The organism is Rhodopirellula sp. J20-39, from assembly GCF_057365095.1.
On record NZ_CP195123.1, the window covers coordinates 436,180 to 451,679 of the forward strand.

A 15,500-nucleotide genomic window follows, 5' to 3' on the forward strand; every position below is an offset into this window, starting at 1 on the left:
TCGTATCTACGAAAAGCTACGTCATCAGAAACTTCAAATTGAGCAGGGACGCCAACACGGGGGCGAACGATTCGGGATCCAATACGAAGCTACCGGTTGTAGTGGTCGTGCGAACCACCCCCCCCGCGTTCTCGCTCATGGCGAATCGCTTTGCTGACTCTTTTGAGCAAGTCTCGCTCTTCTTTGGTCAGCGAATCGGAGCCATCGTCATGCATCCGTTGAAGGATTTCGTCCACTCTCGAAGCGTCAACTGCCTCGGCTCGCTCTTTTGCGACGGCGGCCCGAAGTTGTTCATGCTGGGCCCGTTGAACGCGGCGTTCACGGAATGATTTCCATACATTACGGACGTTCCAGCGACTGGCCAGACGACCGAGTTCGCCGTTTTCCGCAAGTGCGTACTGAATCGCGAACAAATCCGCATTTCTCGACGAGGCGAATAACCACATCGAAAGCAACACGACGCCAGCGATGAGCGGAGTGGGGCGAACACCGAGTTCTTGAGTGAGTCCAAGGACCTGGATAGCAACGATTCCCATAATCAGGGTCGCGAAAGCAGTGCCCACCATCGCCCATCGCACGCGTCGAGTGCTGCCAATGGCTTCAAGTCGGAAATCAGTTTCGTCGAGTTCGGATCGGTCTCGAGCCAAGGTTTCAGCACTTGGTTGGATCCACCATCCCGCCGCGATGGACCACCCAACGCGTCCGAGAGATTGCGGTAGCGGCAGGAGTTGCCAAACACCTTGAAGACAGAGCATCCAGCATGCGGCGACCCAAGGACGGTCCAAACGGAAGGTGCTATCAGTCGTGTCGCCCCAGAATTCGATGGTCAAGCATAACAGCGACATTAAGCTGAGCGAGATCAGCACGAAAGACCAAAGGACGATCGTCCGACTTGCGCCGGCAAAGGAAGGCATTCGGCGGATGAGTCGAGATTCCACCGCCTCGTATTCAGGGTACGTGATCGCGTTGCTAGACCGGTCGAGTTTGGTGGAATGAGAATCGCCTGGGCTTTCAGTGTCTCGTGGAAACATCGTCCACACCCCGCCAATCGTCATGGTGACGATATCATGAGGTTGGTCGACATCTTGCTTTCGAGAGCCCGATAACCACCAATACGCAAGACAGGCCTGAACCATCAGACCGACGCACCAAACTAGAACGAGTTGAAATGGCCAGCGAAGGTGAAACATCGCGGATAGCGGTGCGTCGGCGCTGTCCGCACCGTAGGGATTCGCATTCGCGATTTCGCCAATGAAGTCAACGTTCCCACCGGTGATGAGTGGCAATAGGACCAATAGTAAAACCGCCATCAAGCCAAGCGGTAGCGAGATGGCGACGGACCAATCAATGGTGCCCGTTGATGCCAAGTACCATCGAACGCCGCGTCCAAAGCATGCCGCGTTGCGTGACTTCGACACCCAGTGGTGTTGCGAACCACGCTTGTCGTGATTCGGCTCAGTTTGATTCACAGCAAGGACCGCAAGGCAGAAGCAATCAACAAACGATTTCTAGTAATTCGATCGCCGGGTTATCGTCGCATCGAATCAACGCTGTTCGCCCATAAACGACTTGGCCGACATCCGTTTTCAGGAAGGCTGATAAGGCGACTCCCGAAGTAACCCTCCACAATTGGCAAAGTTCCACCGAACGCAGGACTTTGTGATTGATTAGCACGCGTCCCAGTGGGATCTCGCCGCCGGCAATTCCCAGCCATACTTCGCGTTGCAGCATCGCTGGGTTCAATCTCACGATTCCGTACTGCACGACCTTTCGGCTGTGCTGGGTAACCAATGTGATCTCGCGGGAGTACGAGACGGTTTGTTCGGCGATGGAAAGTCGCTGCTGGGGTTTCAAGTTTGAATCGTAGTGCCATACCGATTCTCCATTGGCCAGCACGCTACGACTGCGGTGGACAACCACATCGACTTGTTCGTGATGGAACGCTTCGACCGTTACCGTCATGTGGTGATTGTGATCAAGCAATTCTTCGTTGGGAGGCGGGACCGAGCTGGCTAGCTGGAAATCAGCTAGCGTCTTGGTCGACGAATAGAATTCCGCCAAAAGAGCCGATAGCTCCACTGGGTAGCTGCTTTTCGACTTCACCGATCTCCCATCCGGCTGCTGCTTCAAAACACGCTGAGGATCATTGGGTTGGGAAGTCGAATGATTCAGCATTGGAAACAAACCGTGATGCGATGGCTGTCGAGGCCGCGTTGGCAATTAGGCGGTGGTAAGGACAGTTACAAATGCAAGCACCGCTAAGCGATCGGTGCAGCGGTGACCAACGAAACCAGTTCTGGGGACGACATCTCAGGGCGTTCCAGGACTGTGTCGACGAGGAAGTAAAACAACCTACGTAATGGTTCCACTTCCAGTTCATCCGCCACCTGTTCGGCTTTGGCTTGGTGCTTATCGACTAATTGGAACGCAAGGTCAAACGCACCAGATTTGCGATAAAGCTGTTCCGCAATCTTCAACCGTTGCCCGACGGTACGCTCACCATCGTCCTCGGCAACACTCAACAAAGATGCTTGATCGTCGGCATCGAGACGTTCCAGGGCCAAAGCCCAAAGTAAGGTGGGACGTCCAGCGATTACGTCTGCACCGGCGCTCAACTTGTTGGAACTGTCGCCGATCCAATCGTGCAAGTCGTTGATGATCTGAAACGCCACGCCTAGGTTGCGAGAGAATCGGCGGATCGGTTCGACCAGCTTTTCAATCTCAGGCGTCTGGGCGGCTTCGTCTTCACAGGTAGCTCCGATGGCAAGCCGGATTCCGCTGAACAACGCCGCTTCAAAGGCTGGAGATGTTTTGAGGGCATAAATCTTCAAGGCATCAATCGGTTTCAACCGTCGATCCTTCGCGTCACGCCACAATAATTCGGCACCCTGTCCTTCGGACAATCGGACGTGAGCTGCCGCTAGTGAATCCAGTAGGTCCACTCGCGTCGTCGCCGAAACGGTATCGCCGATCATGTTTCGACTGAGCAAGCGATAGCCTAGGCCGATCAGATAGTCACCCGCATTAATAGCGGTCGCGACGCCGAAACGTTGATGGACTGCGGGCTGGCCATAGCGAAACGCGTCATTGTCTTGGATGTCGTCGTGAACCAAGCTGGCTTTATGGAAGGTCTCAATGCTCAGTGCAGCACGGCGAACAGCATCTGGGATTTGTTCGAGCACCTCTTCGCCAGTGCTGCTGGTGCCTTCGCCGCCGGTCATGGCGTCGTAGGCCGCAAGAGTGATGAAGGGACGCGAGTGCTTCCCACCCCGGGCAAGGAAGTCATACGCGATCGCTTCGGTAGCGGCGATGGGGTCGGTTCCTTCTAGGTTCTCTGGTGTGATTGCGTCATCGATCGGTTGTGGCTTGCCAAGCAACTCCTCGTTGGACGATCGGGCTAGCGGTGCCAAGCGATTCAGAGTCTGCGGTTCGAACAAACCGCCTGCGGCTCGCATCAGGTGCACGTAACTGCGCGTACGTGCGGCGGCGGGTACATACGGTGTGCGGATCATCTCTTCGACCCACGATTCGTCGACCTTGGTGTTTCGGCAATCGCTGGACAATAGCGGCACCGCCATACATGGGATGCCAGCGAGCAGTACCTTGTCGATCGCTTTTTCAAGCACGTTCAAACAAGCCACACCCACGACGGCGTCAACGTAGCCACCGACGATGATTTTCATGACCACCGGTGATCCTTCGGCGACCAACACTCGGTAACCCATTTCTTCGGCCACACCACGAAAATCCGCAATGCTGCACGCGCCGCACTCCTTGCAGTTCATACCGAACTGGTCGTAATCGGCGGGGCATCCTTCAGCGTGCTTCAAACAGTGAGGCAACAGAAACAGGCGTCGTTCCGGCGGAACGGCAGAAAGCTGTTTTCGCCAAAACGCACTGCTGATGTTGACCATTGTCCAGCCTAAAAAGCCTTCCGAAAGGTCTGCTTCCTCCAACATCCGGCGCAACAACTTCCATCTCATCCTTGGTCAGCGGATGGTCATGGTCCAGCCGATCGGCAACCTCGCGGCAACGATCTCGCAGGTTTTCTCGCATGGCGAGAGTTTCGGGCACGTCTTTGAGGTGGCTTGTCTTGCGCCGCTTCGTCCGTGTCGTGGTAGATCCGGTCGACAAAGTGTTTACCTAACTCGTGGTGGTGTCGTCTGGAAGTGATTGGCTCGAAGCGTTTTTAGCTTGAGTTGGCTTCGTCTAGTTCGGGAGCGTGGAGTCGATCGATCGCATCCACTCTACCGAGGGCCGCCGTCGCAAAAATGGTTGGGTAAAGCTGCTCGTAGTACCAAAGTTTGGCGAAATAGAATCCGATCGGCCAAGCTGTCTGATGTCGATTGTTGGCAACCGCTTCGTTCAACCAAGCGATCCCGCTAAGTATAGCGTCTCGAGTACGATTGGTCAGGCTTTGAGATGCATCCAAAGAACCGTTTTGGTGGCCTAGATCGGGACTCATGCGACTATACAGGCTCGTAAAGCACTCTAGTGCCAGGGCCGTTTCCTCCACGGTGCTGTCTCTGAGCGTTCCTGGTTGGTCATCAGCTTTGAACACCGAATCGGGATGGAAGTATCGCGACACCGACTGGCCACCTCCCCAACCACCGTCCGGATTTTGGTTGGCGATTAGGTATTCAAGACCCCGGAAAATGGCTTTTTCTCCCAATCTGGCGTCACAATCGACCAGAACTTTGGCCGTTCCATAGATGGGATTGTCTTCTTTCGGTCGATCCTGGTTTCCGAACCAAAGGGGTGCCCACGATCCGTCCGGTTGCTGTTGTTTGCGTAAAAAGGCCACGCCTCGGGTCACCGACCGCTGAACATTTGGCCGGTTCCTGAATTCACTGGGCATAGCATTGAATGCCCGAATCGCGTGCGCGGTGAGGTCGACGCTGCTCCGGTCGAAGGGCAATTTCCCCCATCCGCGGCAAAATGTAGGCCACCCACCGTCTCGGTTTTGCAGCTTCAGTAGCCATGCGGCGCCGCGGTGGCATGCCTCATCAATCTCAAGTTGTCTTGCGGAATCGACTCGAGATCGAAGAGCGGTCAGGGCGATCATGGCTCCCGGCGTGTCATCGGCATCGGGGACAGCCCCCGACAGGTCGGTCCAGCCCCATCCACCAGGGTCTGCACCCGTGAATGGGTGCCGCTCGTTGTGCTGGCAAGACAATATCCACGCTACCAACTGGTCGGCTTCCGATTGGGGCAGAGATTCGAGTCGTCCCGGCGAGGTCGATAGCGCAGCGATGGACAGTGACGTCACCCAGGTCGCCAGATTCGTATCGATCGGCCAGCTATGCTCGGCGGTGGCCGATTTCACTAAGAAATCTAAGCCACGCTGAACCACGGGATGTTCGATCAAACCTTTTTCGATCAGCGACATGACGACAAATGCGGTCAGCGGGGTCGCTTCCAAATAACCTCCGCTATCAGGCTGCATGCGCTGCAGTGCGGCTAGTGTCGGTTCGACACACCGCTGCCGGACCCAAGACCATGGCGGCATACACCCGCTTTTGTGGAACTTCACCTGCCCGATCGCGACCAAGGCCGGCACCGCGTAGCTAACCACGGGCATCCCAAGGAACCGGTACATGGATTGGGGAAATACCGCCGCCTCGAATGGTAACGCTGAGACCTCGTCCCACGACACACATCCCGCAATCGCAAGGTTGGTCAGGATCGGAACTACGAAGGTTTTGTCCGTGCCATATCGCTGCCGCAAAGCTGGGATGCCGCCTGCCTTTTCGAGATGAATTTCCAGTGACTGTTTAACTGTAAGCAGCAGCTCGTGTTGATCTGATAAACCGGATTTGTCTGCGGCAACCACCCCGACGGATTGAGCGAGCGTCAACGCCGCGAAAACGAGATAGCTGGTCGCGATATTGGAGTGGCTTCGATCCGTATCGCCAAAGCCGCTATCGGTGTTGACTTGCGTGAGCAACCACGCGACACCGTCTTGGACTTGTGTTCTGTAGAGCTGCTTTTTGTCCACATCGTGGGTTTCTCGATAAGCGACGCACAGGGCGCTGATCGCTGTTGCCGTGCTCAGAGCCGATGCGGACAATTGCCCGGTCCAGTGAGGGTTGCCGTCGCGTGCGGCAAGTAACTCGCCATCGAGTCGATTCAGCGTGAACGAAGTCAACTCACCAGCGTCATTTCGAAGTGGTGTGCCTACCATTGAATCCAGTCTATTTTTGAATTGGGGACCACGATCCGATTCCGATTGATGGTTGACCAGTCAAATCGTTCGATCATTTCGCGATGCCATTGTGGAAGCGTCCAGTCGCGAGTGGTTTGTGATTGTGGGAAATCGCCAAGATGCCCGAAAGAGGTGTGTGCTGCCCAGGCGACAATTTGTTCCGGTGCAACACCTTGTTCGCGGTATTGTGATAAACGTGTGTCGCCGTGTCGTTTGGCCAATCGACGTCCGTCTTGGCCCACGACCAACGGAACATGCGCGTACCTAGGAGGCGTTTTCCCAAGGTATTCATAGATTTGATGCTGGCGAAACGCACTGGCCATCAAGTCGTCACCGCGAACGACCTCGGTCACTCCGGCATCGATGTCATCGACGACGACGGCAAGTTGATAGGCGGCCGCGCCCTCTTTGCGGGTGACGGGAAAGTCGCCTAAGACACGTCCTGGTTCGCACCGGACCTCACCTGCGACTTCATCGTGAAGGGTCATCTGTGCTTGGTTGACTCGGAACCGTAAACAGTAGGTGCCATCGGGCGGCAAAGCGTCGCCTGTCTGCCATTTCGCACAGGTGCCTGGATAGAGTGTTGTTTCGGCCTGAACGAAGGTTGCGAACTGGTTGGATTGGTTCTCAGCGTATTCGCCCAGAAGGCTGGCATCGGAAGTGTTGGTCAATGACGTGGAATGTTCGTGGGGTGCCGATGCTGCTTCATCAATGTCCTTGCGAGAGCACACGCATGGATAGACGCAATCGTCTCGTAGCATTTGTTGAAGCACCGTTTCGTAGTGCTCAACTCGCTCGGTTTGAATAACAGGATCACCATCGTGTTCGATACCCAGCCAAGCAAGATCGTCGATCGCTTGTTGCATCGCCCACGGCTTAACGCGTGGTGAGTCGATGTCTTCAATCCGCAGAACCAGACGAGCGTTCTGGGCACGGGCGCTCCAGTACGCAATTAGGAACGTTCTCGCGTTACCCAAATGCTGCGCACCGGTCGGCGAGGGTGCTAGTCGACATACCGCAGTGTAGGTCATATCAGGTTAAGACCTAGAGTCGCGTCGGCAGGTGGACGGATCGACAGGATCGACTGTTGAGTTCGCGTGGTGCAAAGAGTTCGCGAGGTGCGAACGGTTCAGCTAAATTCGTTTTCGAACTCGGCGAAATCATCACCGCTAGGTTCACCGAATTCTTCGGACGATTCGGCCACCATCTCGTCCATTTCCTCGGCCACGAATTCTTCTTCATCGAAAGCTTCGTTCATCGCTACAGGGGCCGCAGCGGATGCGGGGCGGGAACTTTTGTTCCCCATGACTGCCGTGACAATGGTCGAAACGATTAACACTCCAATGAAGACGGCCCAGCAGATAAAGTAGATCATGGCGAACGACGGCGGTGTGAAGTGACAAAGAAGCAGTACCATCTACTGTAGTTTGACGCGGACTTCGCGGCAAATCGTTGTTGGCGGGCCGCACCGCGACAGGTGTTATTTGGGGTGGGTTATCCGGATAACGCTAGCGGTTTTGGCGGACGGACGATACAAAGTGTGGTCGTTTACAAGCAAATTGCGTGTGCGGAGTGGAAAGGTTTCGCCAGCAGCCACGTTTGCGGATTTCAAGGAAGGCCCCAAAATGTTTTCATCCACCCACTATGAACCCGGTGATTGGGTCATCTATCGCAAGCAGAAAAGCAGTGCCAATCCTGGTCCGCGGGCTGAAAATGTGCATGCGGCCAGCAAAGGAAACCTGTATCGGTACACGGTTGACAAGTTTTGGGTGGTCGACGAAATCGACGCCGACGGGCAATTGCATCTGAAAACCCGACGGGGCAAATCGCATCTCGTCGCGGCGTCGGACCCTCAGCTTCGCAAGGCTCGGCTGTGGGAGCGTTGGCTATACCGCAACCGTTTTGAGCAGTTGGATGCTGAGCAATCCGACAACGAGTTGGTCAGCGAGTCTGATCAGTCCTGAACCAGCGAGCTGCGAGCTGATTGAGAAACGATCTCGATCAGGCTCGATGCCGGTTAGGCTTTGAATAGCTCGGCTGGCCCCGTCCAGCTATTTCGCTTTCGGTGATGACGATCGCGAGTCTTTATGTACTGGCGGTGTGTGCACCTTCAATATCGGTACCTCATCGGTATCCAGCACCGGACCCGTTGGAACGTCTAGGTTGGCGGATTGAAATTCGTCCGTTGGCTTCGCGTCCCCAGCAAACTCCGATTCACCGGCGGCATCACCGTTGTTGGTTTTCAGAAAGCCGTGGCGTGGTTTAAAGCATTTGCCCAGCGGGCCGGCGAGCAAAGCGGGCAACAGGATCAGGTCCCCGACCAACGCGGTTGCCAACATAACCAACATTAAGGTTCCGAAACGCTGCGTCGGTGTGAAGGTGGACAAAGCGAAGACGAACAAGCCGAGTCCGCCAACAACGGTTGTTTGAGTCATGGCCGGTCCTACTCGTCGGTAGGTTTCAATCACTGCTTCGACGCGAGTCTTGCCCTCTTCAAGGTATTGTCGGAACCACGACAGGAAGTGAATCGTGTCGTCGACGGCGACCCCCATCGCAACCGAGGCGGTCATCATCGTACCGATATCAACGGCAATGTTGCCGTGTCCCATGACTCCGAAAACAAACAGCACAGGGAAAATGTTGGGAATCATCGATACCGCTCCCGCAGTGATCCCAGACATCAAGTTTTGCGGTTGCAGCCATTGTGCCGGGAAGCTGCCGGGGTTCAGCAGCACGATCATGACACCGGCGATCAAGACGAACGCCATCATGATCGATTCAACAAGGCTGCCCAGGAGCGTTCGCTGAGCTTTGTAAACGACCGGAACCACCCCGGTGAACAACACTTGGGGCGCTGTCGCCTTTTCAACATCGAACACGGGAACGCGGCGTGCCGTCGCGACGATTCGTCGTCCAGACGTGTTCGCGGATGTGTCATCGGCAATGGTGACGATGTGCTTTTCAATGGGATTGGCGGCGATCAAGTCCGCTCGAACAACGATCTTGGCTGCGGCTAAGTACTCCGAAGCTCGCGATGCCGCGCCGACACGGGGGGCATTGGACTTTCGAAGAGCCAATGCTTGTTCGAAATCTTCGACCCAGACAACAGCGTCGACCGCCGCGATCAGTTTTTCCCACTTTGGATCACCGGGTTTGGCTTTCGCATCGGGGGCGTTGGGATCGATCCAGATTGGACTCTTGATCCGTTCGTTACCGAGCAGTTCCTTGAGCGTGGAAAGGTAGACCATCGTTGGGTCTAGCGATCCGTCTTCATGGACCAGCGGTGCAAGATTCAGGTTTTCAACGTGCGAGGCACCAACGATTAATACGCGTTGTTTACCCGTCAGACCGTTGGGTGACGATTCGAGTTGTTTGAGTAGTTCAGCACGCGTGCGATAGGCTTCGACAACAGGTTCAACTGAATCTCGCAGGTCGTTGATGAACAAACCGTAGTCGTTGTCCGACAAAGCGCTGACGCGAAGGCTTAGTCGCCACATTTCGCTGCCCGCTAGCGGACCCGACTTTTCGATTTTTACGAAGTCGCTCTCCAGCAGCTCTTCCTTTGAACTGCTGATTCGCCGATTGAATTGGCTGCGCACCACGTCGTAGCCATTGCTCACCTCCGGTAACGGAGGCAAAAAGGTGTCCATGCTGGAAGCTTGCCCGATCTCGCCACTGCCTTCTTCACCAAGCGTGCGTGTGACGACCGTACGGATTCGCGAGACGGTTTCAATACGTTCGAGCAACGTCAGGGCAACCGCATCTTCTCTATCGGAAGTTTCCCGCTGCATCTCAGTCGGCATACGAACGATGATTTCCATCGGAACAAGGTTGCCAAAGTTCTCTTCCAACCAACCGTAATCGCGAAGGATACGAGCGTTCGAATCGAACAACTTCAGCAGTTGCACCGAGGTGGTGATTTTCATCAATCCCAGTGAAGCGACGACAAGCACGATCATGCAGGTGATCGCAACAACGCGATGGTTTGCGGTGATGAAACGTCCGACTCCAGCCCACCAAGCCGCCAGTTCCGCTTCCATTCCCGACGGCTCGCTGGCGGCGGGTTCGCCATCTGCGGTTTTCTTCTTTTTGCGATCGATCGTTGGCGAAAAGACCTCCAACGCCGCGGGCAAATAGCTGAATAGGATCGCCAGCGTGGCGATGACGCCGATAGCGGAGTACAGACCAAAGTTGCTGATCGGTTTCAGGTTACTGGTATAGAGCGATCCTAACCCGATCGCGGTTGTGACCGCGGCCAGCGTACATGGCAAAATCGCATGACGCAGTGCACGGCCGGGTGCGCCTTGGCGACCTTCGGAGCGTACTTCGTCGCGATAGTAATTGATGACATGGATAGCCCCAGATAGGCCAAGCACATAGACCAACGAAGGCATGCTGAGCAAGATCGCGTCAACGTGTCCGCCGGTCCAGCCAACCATTGCCATGGCCAACATCGCGGCACTTCCGCCCACGACGAAGAGCATGATGGTTACTTTCAAACTTCGAAAACAGAAGTAGGAAAGCATGACCCCAATCAGGATGCAGTAGCCAATCAAACGCACCAGCGTGACGGTACCTTCTTCATCAATGGCAATATTGTCGACCGGTGGCCCGCCCATGCGAAGAGGCGGCATTGAACCGACCTGTTCAGGTGGTTCACGGTTGAATGGTGGTGGAGCGGTCGATGGAGGCGATGGTGGATGAACGCCACTTTGTTGTGCCAAAGCTAGCAGGCGACCTTGTGGGCTGCCCAGCGTTCCGCGACCGATGGCGTAGGCCAAGTTGTCCTTCGCCAGATCGGTAAGCGTGATCAGCAAGCAGGTGAGTCGGGCGGGCGGTTCGACCGCCAATTGATCGAACACCATGTACCAGGCTTCTGCCTGAACCGGCGTCGTCGCCGTCGGGATTCTGCTCAGGTCACCATCGAAGCGTTCGTCGGCGAAAGATTGCAGTGCAGTCGTGATGATCGTTTCGGTGTCATCGGGAAGTTTGTCTTTTTGATCTTCCGGAACTGCGGCAACGAAATCGGCCGCCGTCCACTTAAAGTTAGGTGGGACGGCGGGAGCAAACAAACTTCCCGTCAACCGTTCCATCGCACGACGGCGAGCGATCAAAGGACGTTTTTCCACATCGGTCAAATCGACCGGCCATAACGCACCACCTTCGGACGAAAGTTCCTTAACGATTGTCTCGCCAGTTTGAACGGTCTCAAACAACGGCGCGCACAATAGCGTGGGGTCGTTGTAAAACTCGTTCACTTTGTCTGGCGTGGAGGCTTCACCGATCGCCGTTACCAGGGTGCCCTTCAGCTCGTACGTGCCAAGAGATTTCTTGATGCGTCGGAACAACGCTGCAGGACCACTGTTGCCTTCTTCCCAGCGATAGAATCTTCCGTTGGGTGTGATGTAGTACCACGTGCCATCGGAAGAGGCGAGCCACTTTTCGTCCTGGCCGCCCCAGTTATCTAGGGCCTGGCCGGGGGGCAACAGTTGAAGTTCCTCGCCGAGTTCGCGAGCACGCACACGAACGCGACGTTCCGCTATCGAAAGACCATTTGCTTCTTCGGTCAGCAGTTGTTCACGGTAACTAGCCGATTCATGCAAGAGTTTGTCTTCCAGCAAACTCAGTCGTTGATCGCCAACGGTACAGCCCGGCCAAGTCGCCAGTACGAAGCTCTCGCCGGCAAAGTGATCGGCGAACCAATCCAGTTCCGCGGTTTCAGGAAAGTCGCTGGGCAACCAATCCTTGATGTTGTTCTCTTTGTTCTTCAGTCCCTCGCGAGCCCCACGAAAAGCCGATGGCAAAATGAAGAAAAACCCCATCAATACCAACAGGGCCACACTGGTCCCGAATGGGCCAGGACGCTCTAGGAAGGTTTGCTTCGACTTAGAATTCTGCGGGGAATTCGATTGGGACGATGCCATTGGGGAACACAGCAATGAAGAAAAGTCGGGTATTTCGGGAAAGTACGACCACTCAAGCTAACGAGGTGGTTTTATTTGAACCATCGCATTTCCCAGTTATGTGCCCAGATTCTAGTCTGTGGAAGCCCGACTGGTTGGGTTAGCTAGACCGTGCCGAGAGGGGTGGTCAGGGCTCTTTGGTAGGCCTTGACGTTCACCGCCGACGGCAATTTTCGCCGTCATGTAGGGCAATTTCTCTGATTCGGCGAATATCCCCGGGGGGAATCGCCTTCCCGATCGCCGGTCCTGATAAGACCGACGTGCAACACAGTGCAGGCCAAAAGCCTAGTAGACGTGTCGGATACCGAAGTGCAGACCCTGAAGATAGAAGGTGTCCTCGCTGAACCCGACCCGTGGAGCATCCGTCGAATTGTTAGGATCCATCACATCGGACAGTCGGGCGGCGTTCGTCATGGCGATCAGGTTGTACCCAAACGTCACGTCAAAGCGTGGATATTTGTGCCATCCGAGTGACACGTCAAGTTCAGGGATCCAGCCGAACGTATCGTCGCTGAAGATTCCGCTGTTAGTGTCGGAAACCAAAATGCCAGTGTCGCTCGTTCCGGCCGGTGGCGTGCCGGTTGAGATGACCGATCTGCCGCGACGTTCCGCTTCACGGCGGAGTTGACCGAAGGCAAACTTGGCCAGGAAATCAAAGCTCCAGCAGCCTTCGCGATAACGGCCCGCGAGTCCTAACTGACCACCGTGGAATTCGTTGGTGGTGTCGAACGAATCAGACGTTACCAGATTGTCGCCGACTTCCGTGGGCAGTAGTTCTTGTGTGAAGGTGCTGGACGTCGACAGCCCAAGCTTTTCGTCCAATCGCATGTATTGGTAGCCGTAAAGAACGTCAAAGGTCGTGCCCAGACCGCCCTTCCAAAACTGGCGTACGGAGATGTCACCACCGGCAACATTGCTTTCCGCTGAAATGCTTACGGAACCAAACCGGCCGGAGTTTTCGGCGGAATCGGGGAAGGCGATGACGGCTGCGTTAGGTGCCCCGGCAAGCGTTGTAGGAATCGCCAGGATGTTTCCTGAGCCGACGCCTTCGTTGGCTGAGAACCCATAGTCGGATTCCGTTGAGGTCCATAAGCGACCCACGATGCTGCGGTTTTTACAATCGTCAATCCATGTCCCCAGCGTCAGTCGGCCGCCGGCGGTCATGTCGTCAAACAGTTTTTCGTCACCTGCCAGAATCGTCGCGTCGGGCAGTTCGCCGGCATCATCAATCAGCGTGTCGCCGGGGCTGGTGGTCACCAATGCTGGGATCATGTCGCCTTTGCGAAAGAGCAACAGCACTTCCATCGAAGCGAACCAGCGACAAGGGTCCAGGCTTAGTGAGCCATTGGATAGGGAATGGTGGCCGCAGCTTCCGCAGCCCATCGAATCGCATCCGCCGCACCGGTAGGTATCGCACGATCCCATGCCGTAGCCGCACGAATCGCAGCCGACGCCTTCGCATCCGCAGGAGACTTCACCACCGTACATTTCACCGGGATAGCTGTCTTGGATGTATTCGTTGCCAACGGATTCGTATTGGACGAATGAGTTTTGGTGGGACACACGCCGGTGAGTTCCCTGATTGCTGTCTTGCGGATCACGAAGTGCCTGGCGGGATGAAGTCCGTTTGACAAGCGACGGTGACCGGCGAGGTGTCAGTTGAATAGGTGGCTCAAAGGAGACTTGGCTGACCGCACGATCGTGGTGTTCAGCCGACGCGTTGCCCATCGATTGGGACGGTACCTGCGTCAGACGTAGCGAACGGGGGTCATTCACGTGGTGCAACCGTGGAGACTGCGAATCGGTCGTCGAGCCCGTTTGGTCGACTGCGGACAGATCCCGCAATTGAAGCGGTTGGATCTCGATAGGCTCAACGACTTGTGGAGAATGGTCGTCTGGTTCGGCAGTTTCACGGCTCGACTCAACCCAGAGTCTAGAATCGTCCGTTTCACCGGGCTGGGCAGGCTGAGTTTCCCGGCTCGGATAAAGCGTGGGACCATTGGGCTGATAGACGCCTCGGTCCGGCTTTTTCGTTCTCACTTGAGCGTGAGTGGTCGAAGCAGCCACTGTGAAACTCACTGCGAGTGTAATCGCGAAGCGAGTCAGCAGGGTTGAGATGGAGAGCGACGTTGTGTTCATCACGAGCTTCATGGATCTAGGTCTTGCGTTCAGGCAATACTTAGCGATCGCGCGATAGCGAACGCCTAACCTAGGTATCGGGTGTGGCGGTCAGGCCGGTTGAGCAATTCTGGTAAACTTTGACGGCGAGGTCGTTATCGCTCAATTCCATTGAGTTCACACAGCAGGGTTAGCATCGCTTGAATGCTTGATAACCGGGCTGTTTCGGTCTGGGTGTGGTAGGAACATGTGGGCAGTTGCAGCGTGGTCCCCGTGATTCGTCCCTCCGTCGCCTCGATCAAGCGGCCCAGTTCGGTGCGGCCGATCGACATCGGTTTTTCCCGCGTCAGGTTCAGTTCCTCGATATAGCGGTCCTTATACCGATAGGACGTTTTCAGGCGTTCGCAGTGATGTTGCAGTTCGGCGGTGATACCCTTGTCGAAGGCGGCGTTGGAGTCTCGGTGACGCAGCACTACGTCCTGCAAACGCAAGTCTTCCACCGTCGGGAAGGGGCTGGTGTCGATCACAATCAGGCGATTGGTTTGAATGTCGTGTCGCTGGAACCATTCCGCGGCAAAACGCCAGCTTCGGCCCGCCTCCTCTCCTGCGGTGAACAATGTCGTGCCCTGGAAACCTCGGCGTATGAGTTCGATCACCATCGCGACGGAAACAACGTTGTCCAGTTGCGCTGAAATCAATCCGTTGTCTTCCTTCAAGCGATCCAGGAAAGAAATCGGGGTTCCAGGTTGCAAAAAGTTCAGATCCGAAAGTTCGAAAATCAGGTTTCTACGCCGTGGGCAGATGTAGGATTCCGTGATGGTTCCCTGTCCCAAATACGATCCCGCATAGGGCGTGTGAGCTTGCACCCGCTGACCACGAAATCGACCGGCGATGGTTTCCATGAATTGTTCGGAGATCGAATCCCCGTTTAATTCGCCACGGTTGCCTGCGATGAAGGCTGCGTACTGGAACTCGTTCGGCCCGGTGCACATCAACCCGTGGCGATCGACGTGTACCGACAAAAATCCACTCTCGGGCGCATTGCCCTGTGCTACGAGAAGTCCGTGGTACCGAGAAACGGAGACATTGAATTCCTCCAGTTCTCGGCGTAAGACGCGAAAGAACGCGTCTTCCATGCCGACGACGGAAGGTTCACGTACCAGAGCACGAAGCAGATGCAGGAAGTCGTCCATGAATTCAGGCTTTGTCATGAG

Annotated in this window: 10 protein-coding genes; 1 reads left to right on the forward strand and 9 read right to left on the reverse strand. The window is 55.6% G+C overall.

Translation table 11 applies throughout. The annotated features are described in order from the left end of the window. Positions 1 to 89: 89 nt before the first annotated feature. The 6 genes from ACR3ZL_RS01445 to ACR3ZL_RS01470 all read right to left on the reverse strand — a co-directional run bounded on the left by ACR3ZL_RS01445 (position 90) and on the right by ACR3ZL_RS01470 (position 7,622). Positions 90 to 1,469 carry a hypothetical protein gene (locus ACR3ZL_RS01445; protein ID WP_473649660.1) on the reverse strand — a complete coding sequence of 460 codons (1,380 nt, stop codon included), beginning with the start codon at positions 1,467 to 1,469 and terminating at the stop codon, positions 90 to 92. Between the two features lie 25 nt (positions 1,470 to 1,494). After that, positions 1,495 to 2,175 carry a hypothetical protein gene (locus ACR3ZL_RS01450; RefSeq protein ID WP_473649659.1) on the reverse strand — a complete coding sequence of 227 codons (681 nt, stop codon included), beginning with the start codon at positions 2,173 to 2,175 and terminating at the stop codon, positions 1,495 to 1,497. Positions 2,176 to 2,258: 83 nt separating this feature from the next. Beyond that, positions 2,259 to 3,983, reverse strand: a complete 1,725-nt coding sequence (locus ACR3ZL_RS01455) for a DUF116 domain-containing protein (protein ID WP_486173157.1) — start codon at positions 3,981 to 3,983, stop codon at positions 2,259 to 2,261. A 206-nt stretch (positions 3,984 to 4,189) separates the two neighbouring features. Continuing rightward, a complete protein-coding gene (locus tag ACR3ZL_RS01460) occupies positions 4,190 to 6,184 on the reverse strand; it encodes a prenyltransferase/squalene oxidase repeat-containing protein (RefSeq protein ID WP_473649658.1) in 1,995 nt (664 codons plus the stop codon). Continuing rightward, positions 6,178 to 7,236: a tRNA glutamyl-Q(34) synthetase GluQRS gene (gene gluQRS, locus ACR3ZL_RS01465; protein WP_473649657.1), complete on the reverse strand. Its 1,059-nt coding sequence runs from the start codon at positions 7,234 to 7,236 to the stop codon at positions 6,178 to 6,180. The genes ACR3ZL_RS01460 and gluQRS overlap by 7 nt, the downstream gene beginning before the upstream one ends. 98 nt (positions 7,237 to 7,334) lie before the next feature. Beyond that, positions 7,335 to 7,622 carry a hypothetical protein gene (locus ACR3ZL_RS01470; RefSeq protein WP_486173158.1) on the reverse strand — a complete coding sequence of 96 codons (288 nt, stop codon included), beginning with the start codon at positions 7,620 to 7,622 and terminating at the stop codon, positions 7,335 to 7,337. Positions 7,623 to 7,830: 208 nt separating this feature from the next. On the opposite strand from ACR3ZL_RS01470, the gene ACR3ZL_RS01475 reads away from it, so the two are divergent. Beyond that, the gene (locus tag ACR3ZL_RS01475) at positions 7,831 to 8,169 is read left to right on the forward strand and encodes a hypothetical protein (RefSeq protein WP_473649655.1); all 339 of its coding nucleotides are present in this window, start codon (positions 7,831 to 7,833) and stop codon (positions 8,167 to 8,169) included. 87 nt (positions 8,170 to 8,256) lie between these two features. Here ACR3ZL_RS01475 and ACR3ZL_RS01480 read toward each other — a convergent pair whose 3' ends face one another. The 3 genes from ACR3ZL_RS01480 to ACR3ZL_RS01490 all read right to left on the reverse strand — a co-directional run bounded on the left by ACR3ZL_RS01480 (position 8,257) and on the right by ACR3ZL_RS01490 (position 15,497). Beyond that, positions 8,257 to 12,129: an efflux RND transporter permease subunit gene (locus tag ACR3ZL_RS01480; protein WP_486173159.1), complete on the reverse strand. Its 3,873-nt coding sequence runs from the start codon at positions 12,127 to 12,129 to the stop codon at positions 8,257 to 8,259. Positions 12,130 to 12,453: 324 nt separating this feature from the next. Then, complete coding sequence (locus ACR3ZL_RS01485; RefSeq protein WP_473649654.1) at positions 12,454 to 14,319, reverse strand: BBP7 family outer membrane beta-barrel protein; 1,866 nt, start codon at positions 14,317 to 14,319, stop codon at positions 12,454 to 12,456. Between the two features lie 122 nt (positions 14,320 to 14,441). Beyond that, positions 14,442 to 15,497: a peptidase M42 gene (locus tag ACR3ZL_RS01490; protein WP_473649653.1), complete on the reverse strand. Its 1,056-nt coding sequence runs from the start codon at positions 15,495 to 15,497 to the stop codon at positions 14,442 to 14,444. Positions 15,498 to 15,500: the final 3 nt, after the last annotated feature.

Coding starts and splice junctions, on each gene's coding strand:
- ACR3ZL_RS01450 (WP_473649659.1), bottom strand. CDS start 2,175: ATGCTGAATCATTCGACTTCCCAACCCAATGATCCTCAGCGTGTTTTG.
- ACR3ZL_RS01455 (WP_486173157.1), bottom strand. CDS start 3,983: ATGAGATGGAAGTTGTTGCGCCGGATGTTGGAGGAAGCAGACCTTTCG.
- ACR3ZL_RS01460 (WP_473649658.1), bottom strand. CDS start 6,184: ATGGTAGGCACACCACTTCGAAATGACGCTGGTGAGTTGACTTCGTTC.
- gluQRS (WP_473649657.1), bottom strand. CDS start 7,236: ATGACCTACACTGCGGTATGTCGACTAGCACCCTCGCCGACCGGTGCG.
- ACR3ZL_RS01470 (WP_486173158.1), bottom strand. CDS start 7,622: ATGGTACTGCTTCTTTGTCACTTCACACCGCCGTCGTTCGCCATGATC.
- ACR3ZL_RS01475 (WP_473649655.1), top strand. CDS start 7,831: ATGTTTTCATCCACCCACTATGAACCCGGTGATTGGGTCATCTATCGC.
- ACR3ZL_RS01480 (WP_486173159.1), bottom strand. CDS start 12,129: ATGGCATCGTCCCAATCGAATTCCCCGCAGAATTCTAAGTCGAAGCAA.
- ACR3ZL_RS01485 (WP_473649654.1), bottom strand. CDS start 14,319: ATGAAGCTCGTGATGAACACAACGTCGCTCTCCATCTCAACCCTGCTG.
- ACR3ZL_RS01490 (WP_473649653.1), bottom strand. CDS start 15,497: ATGACAAAGCCTGAATTCATGGACGACTTCCTGCATCTGCTTCGTGCT.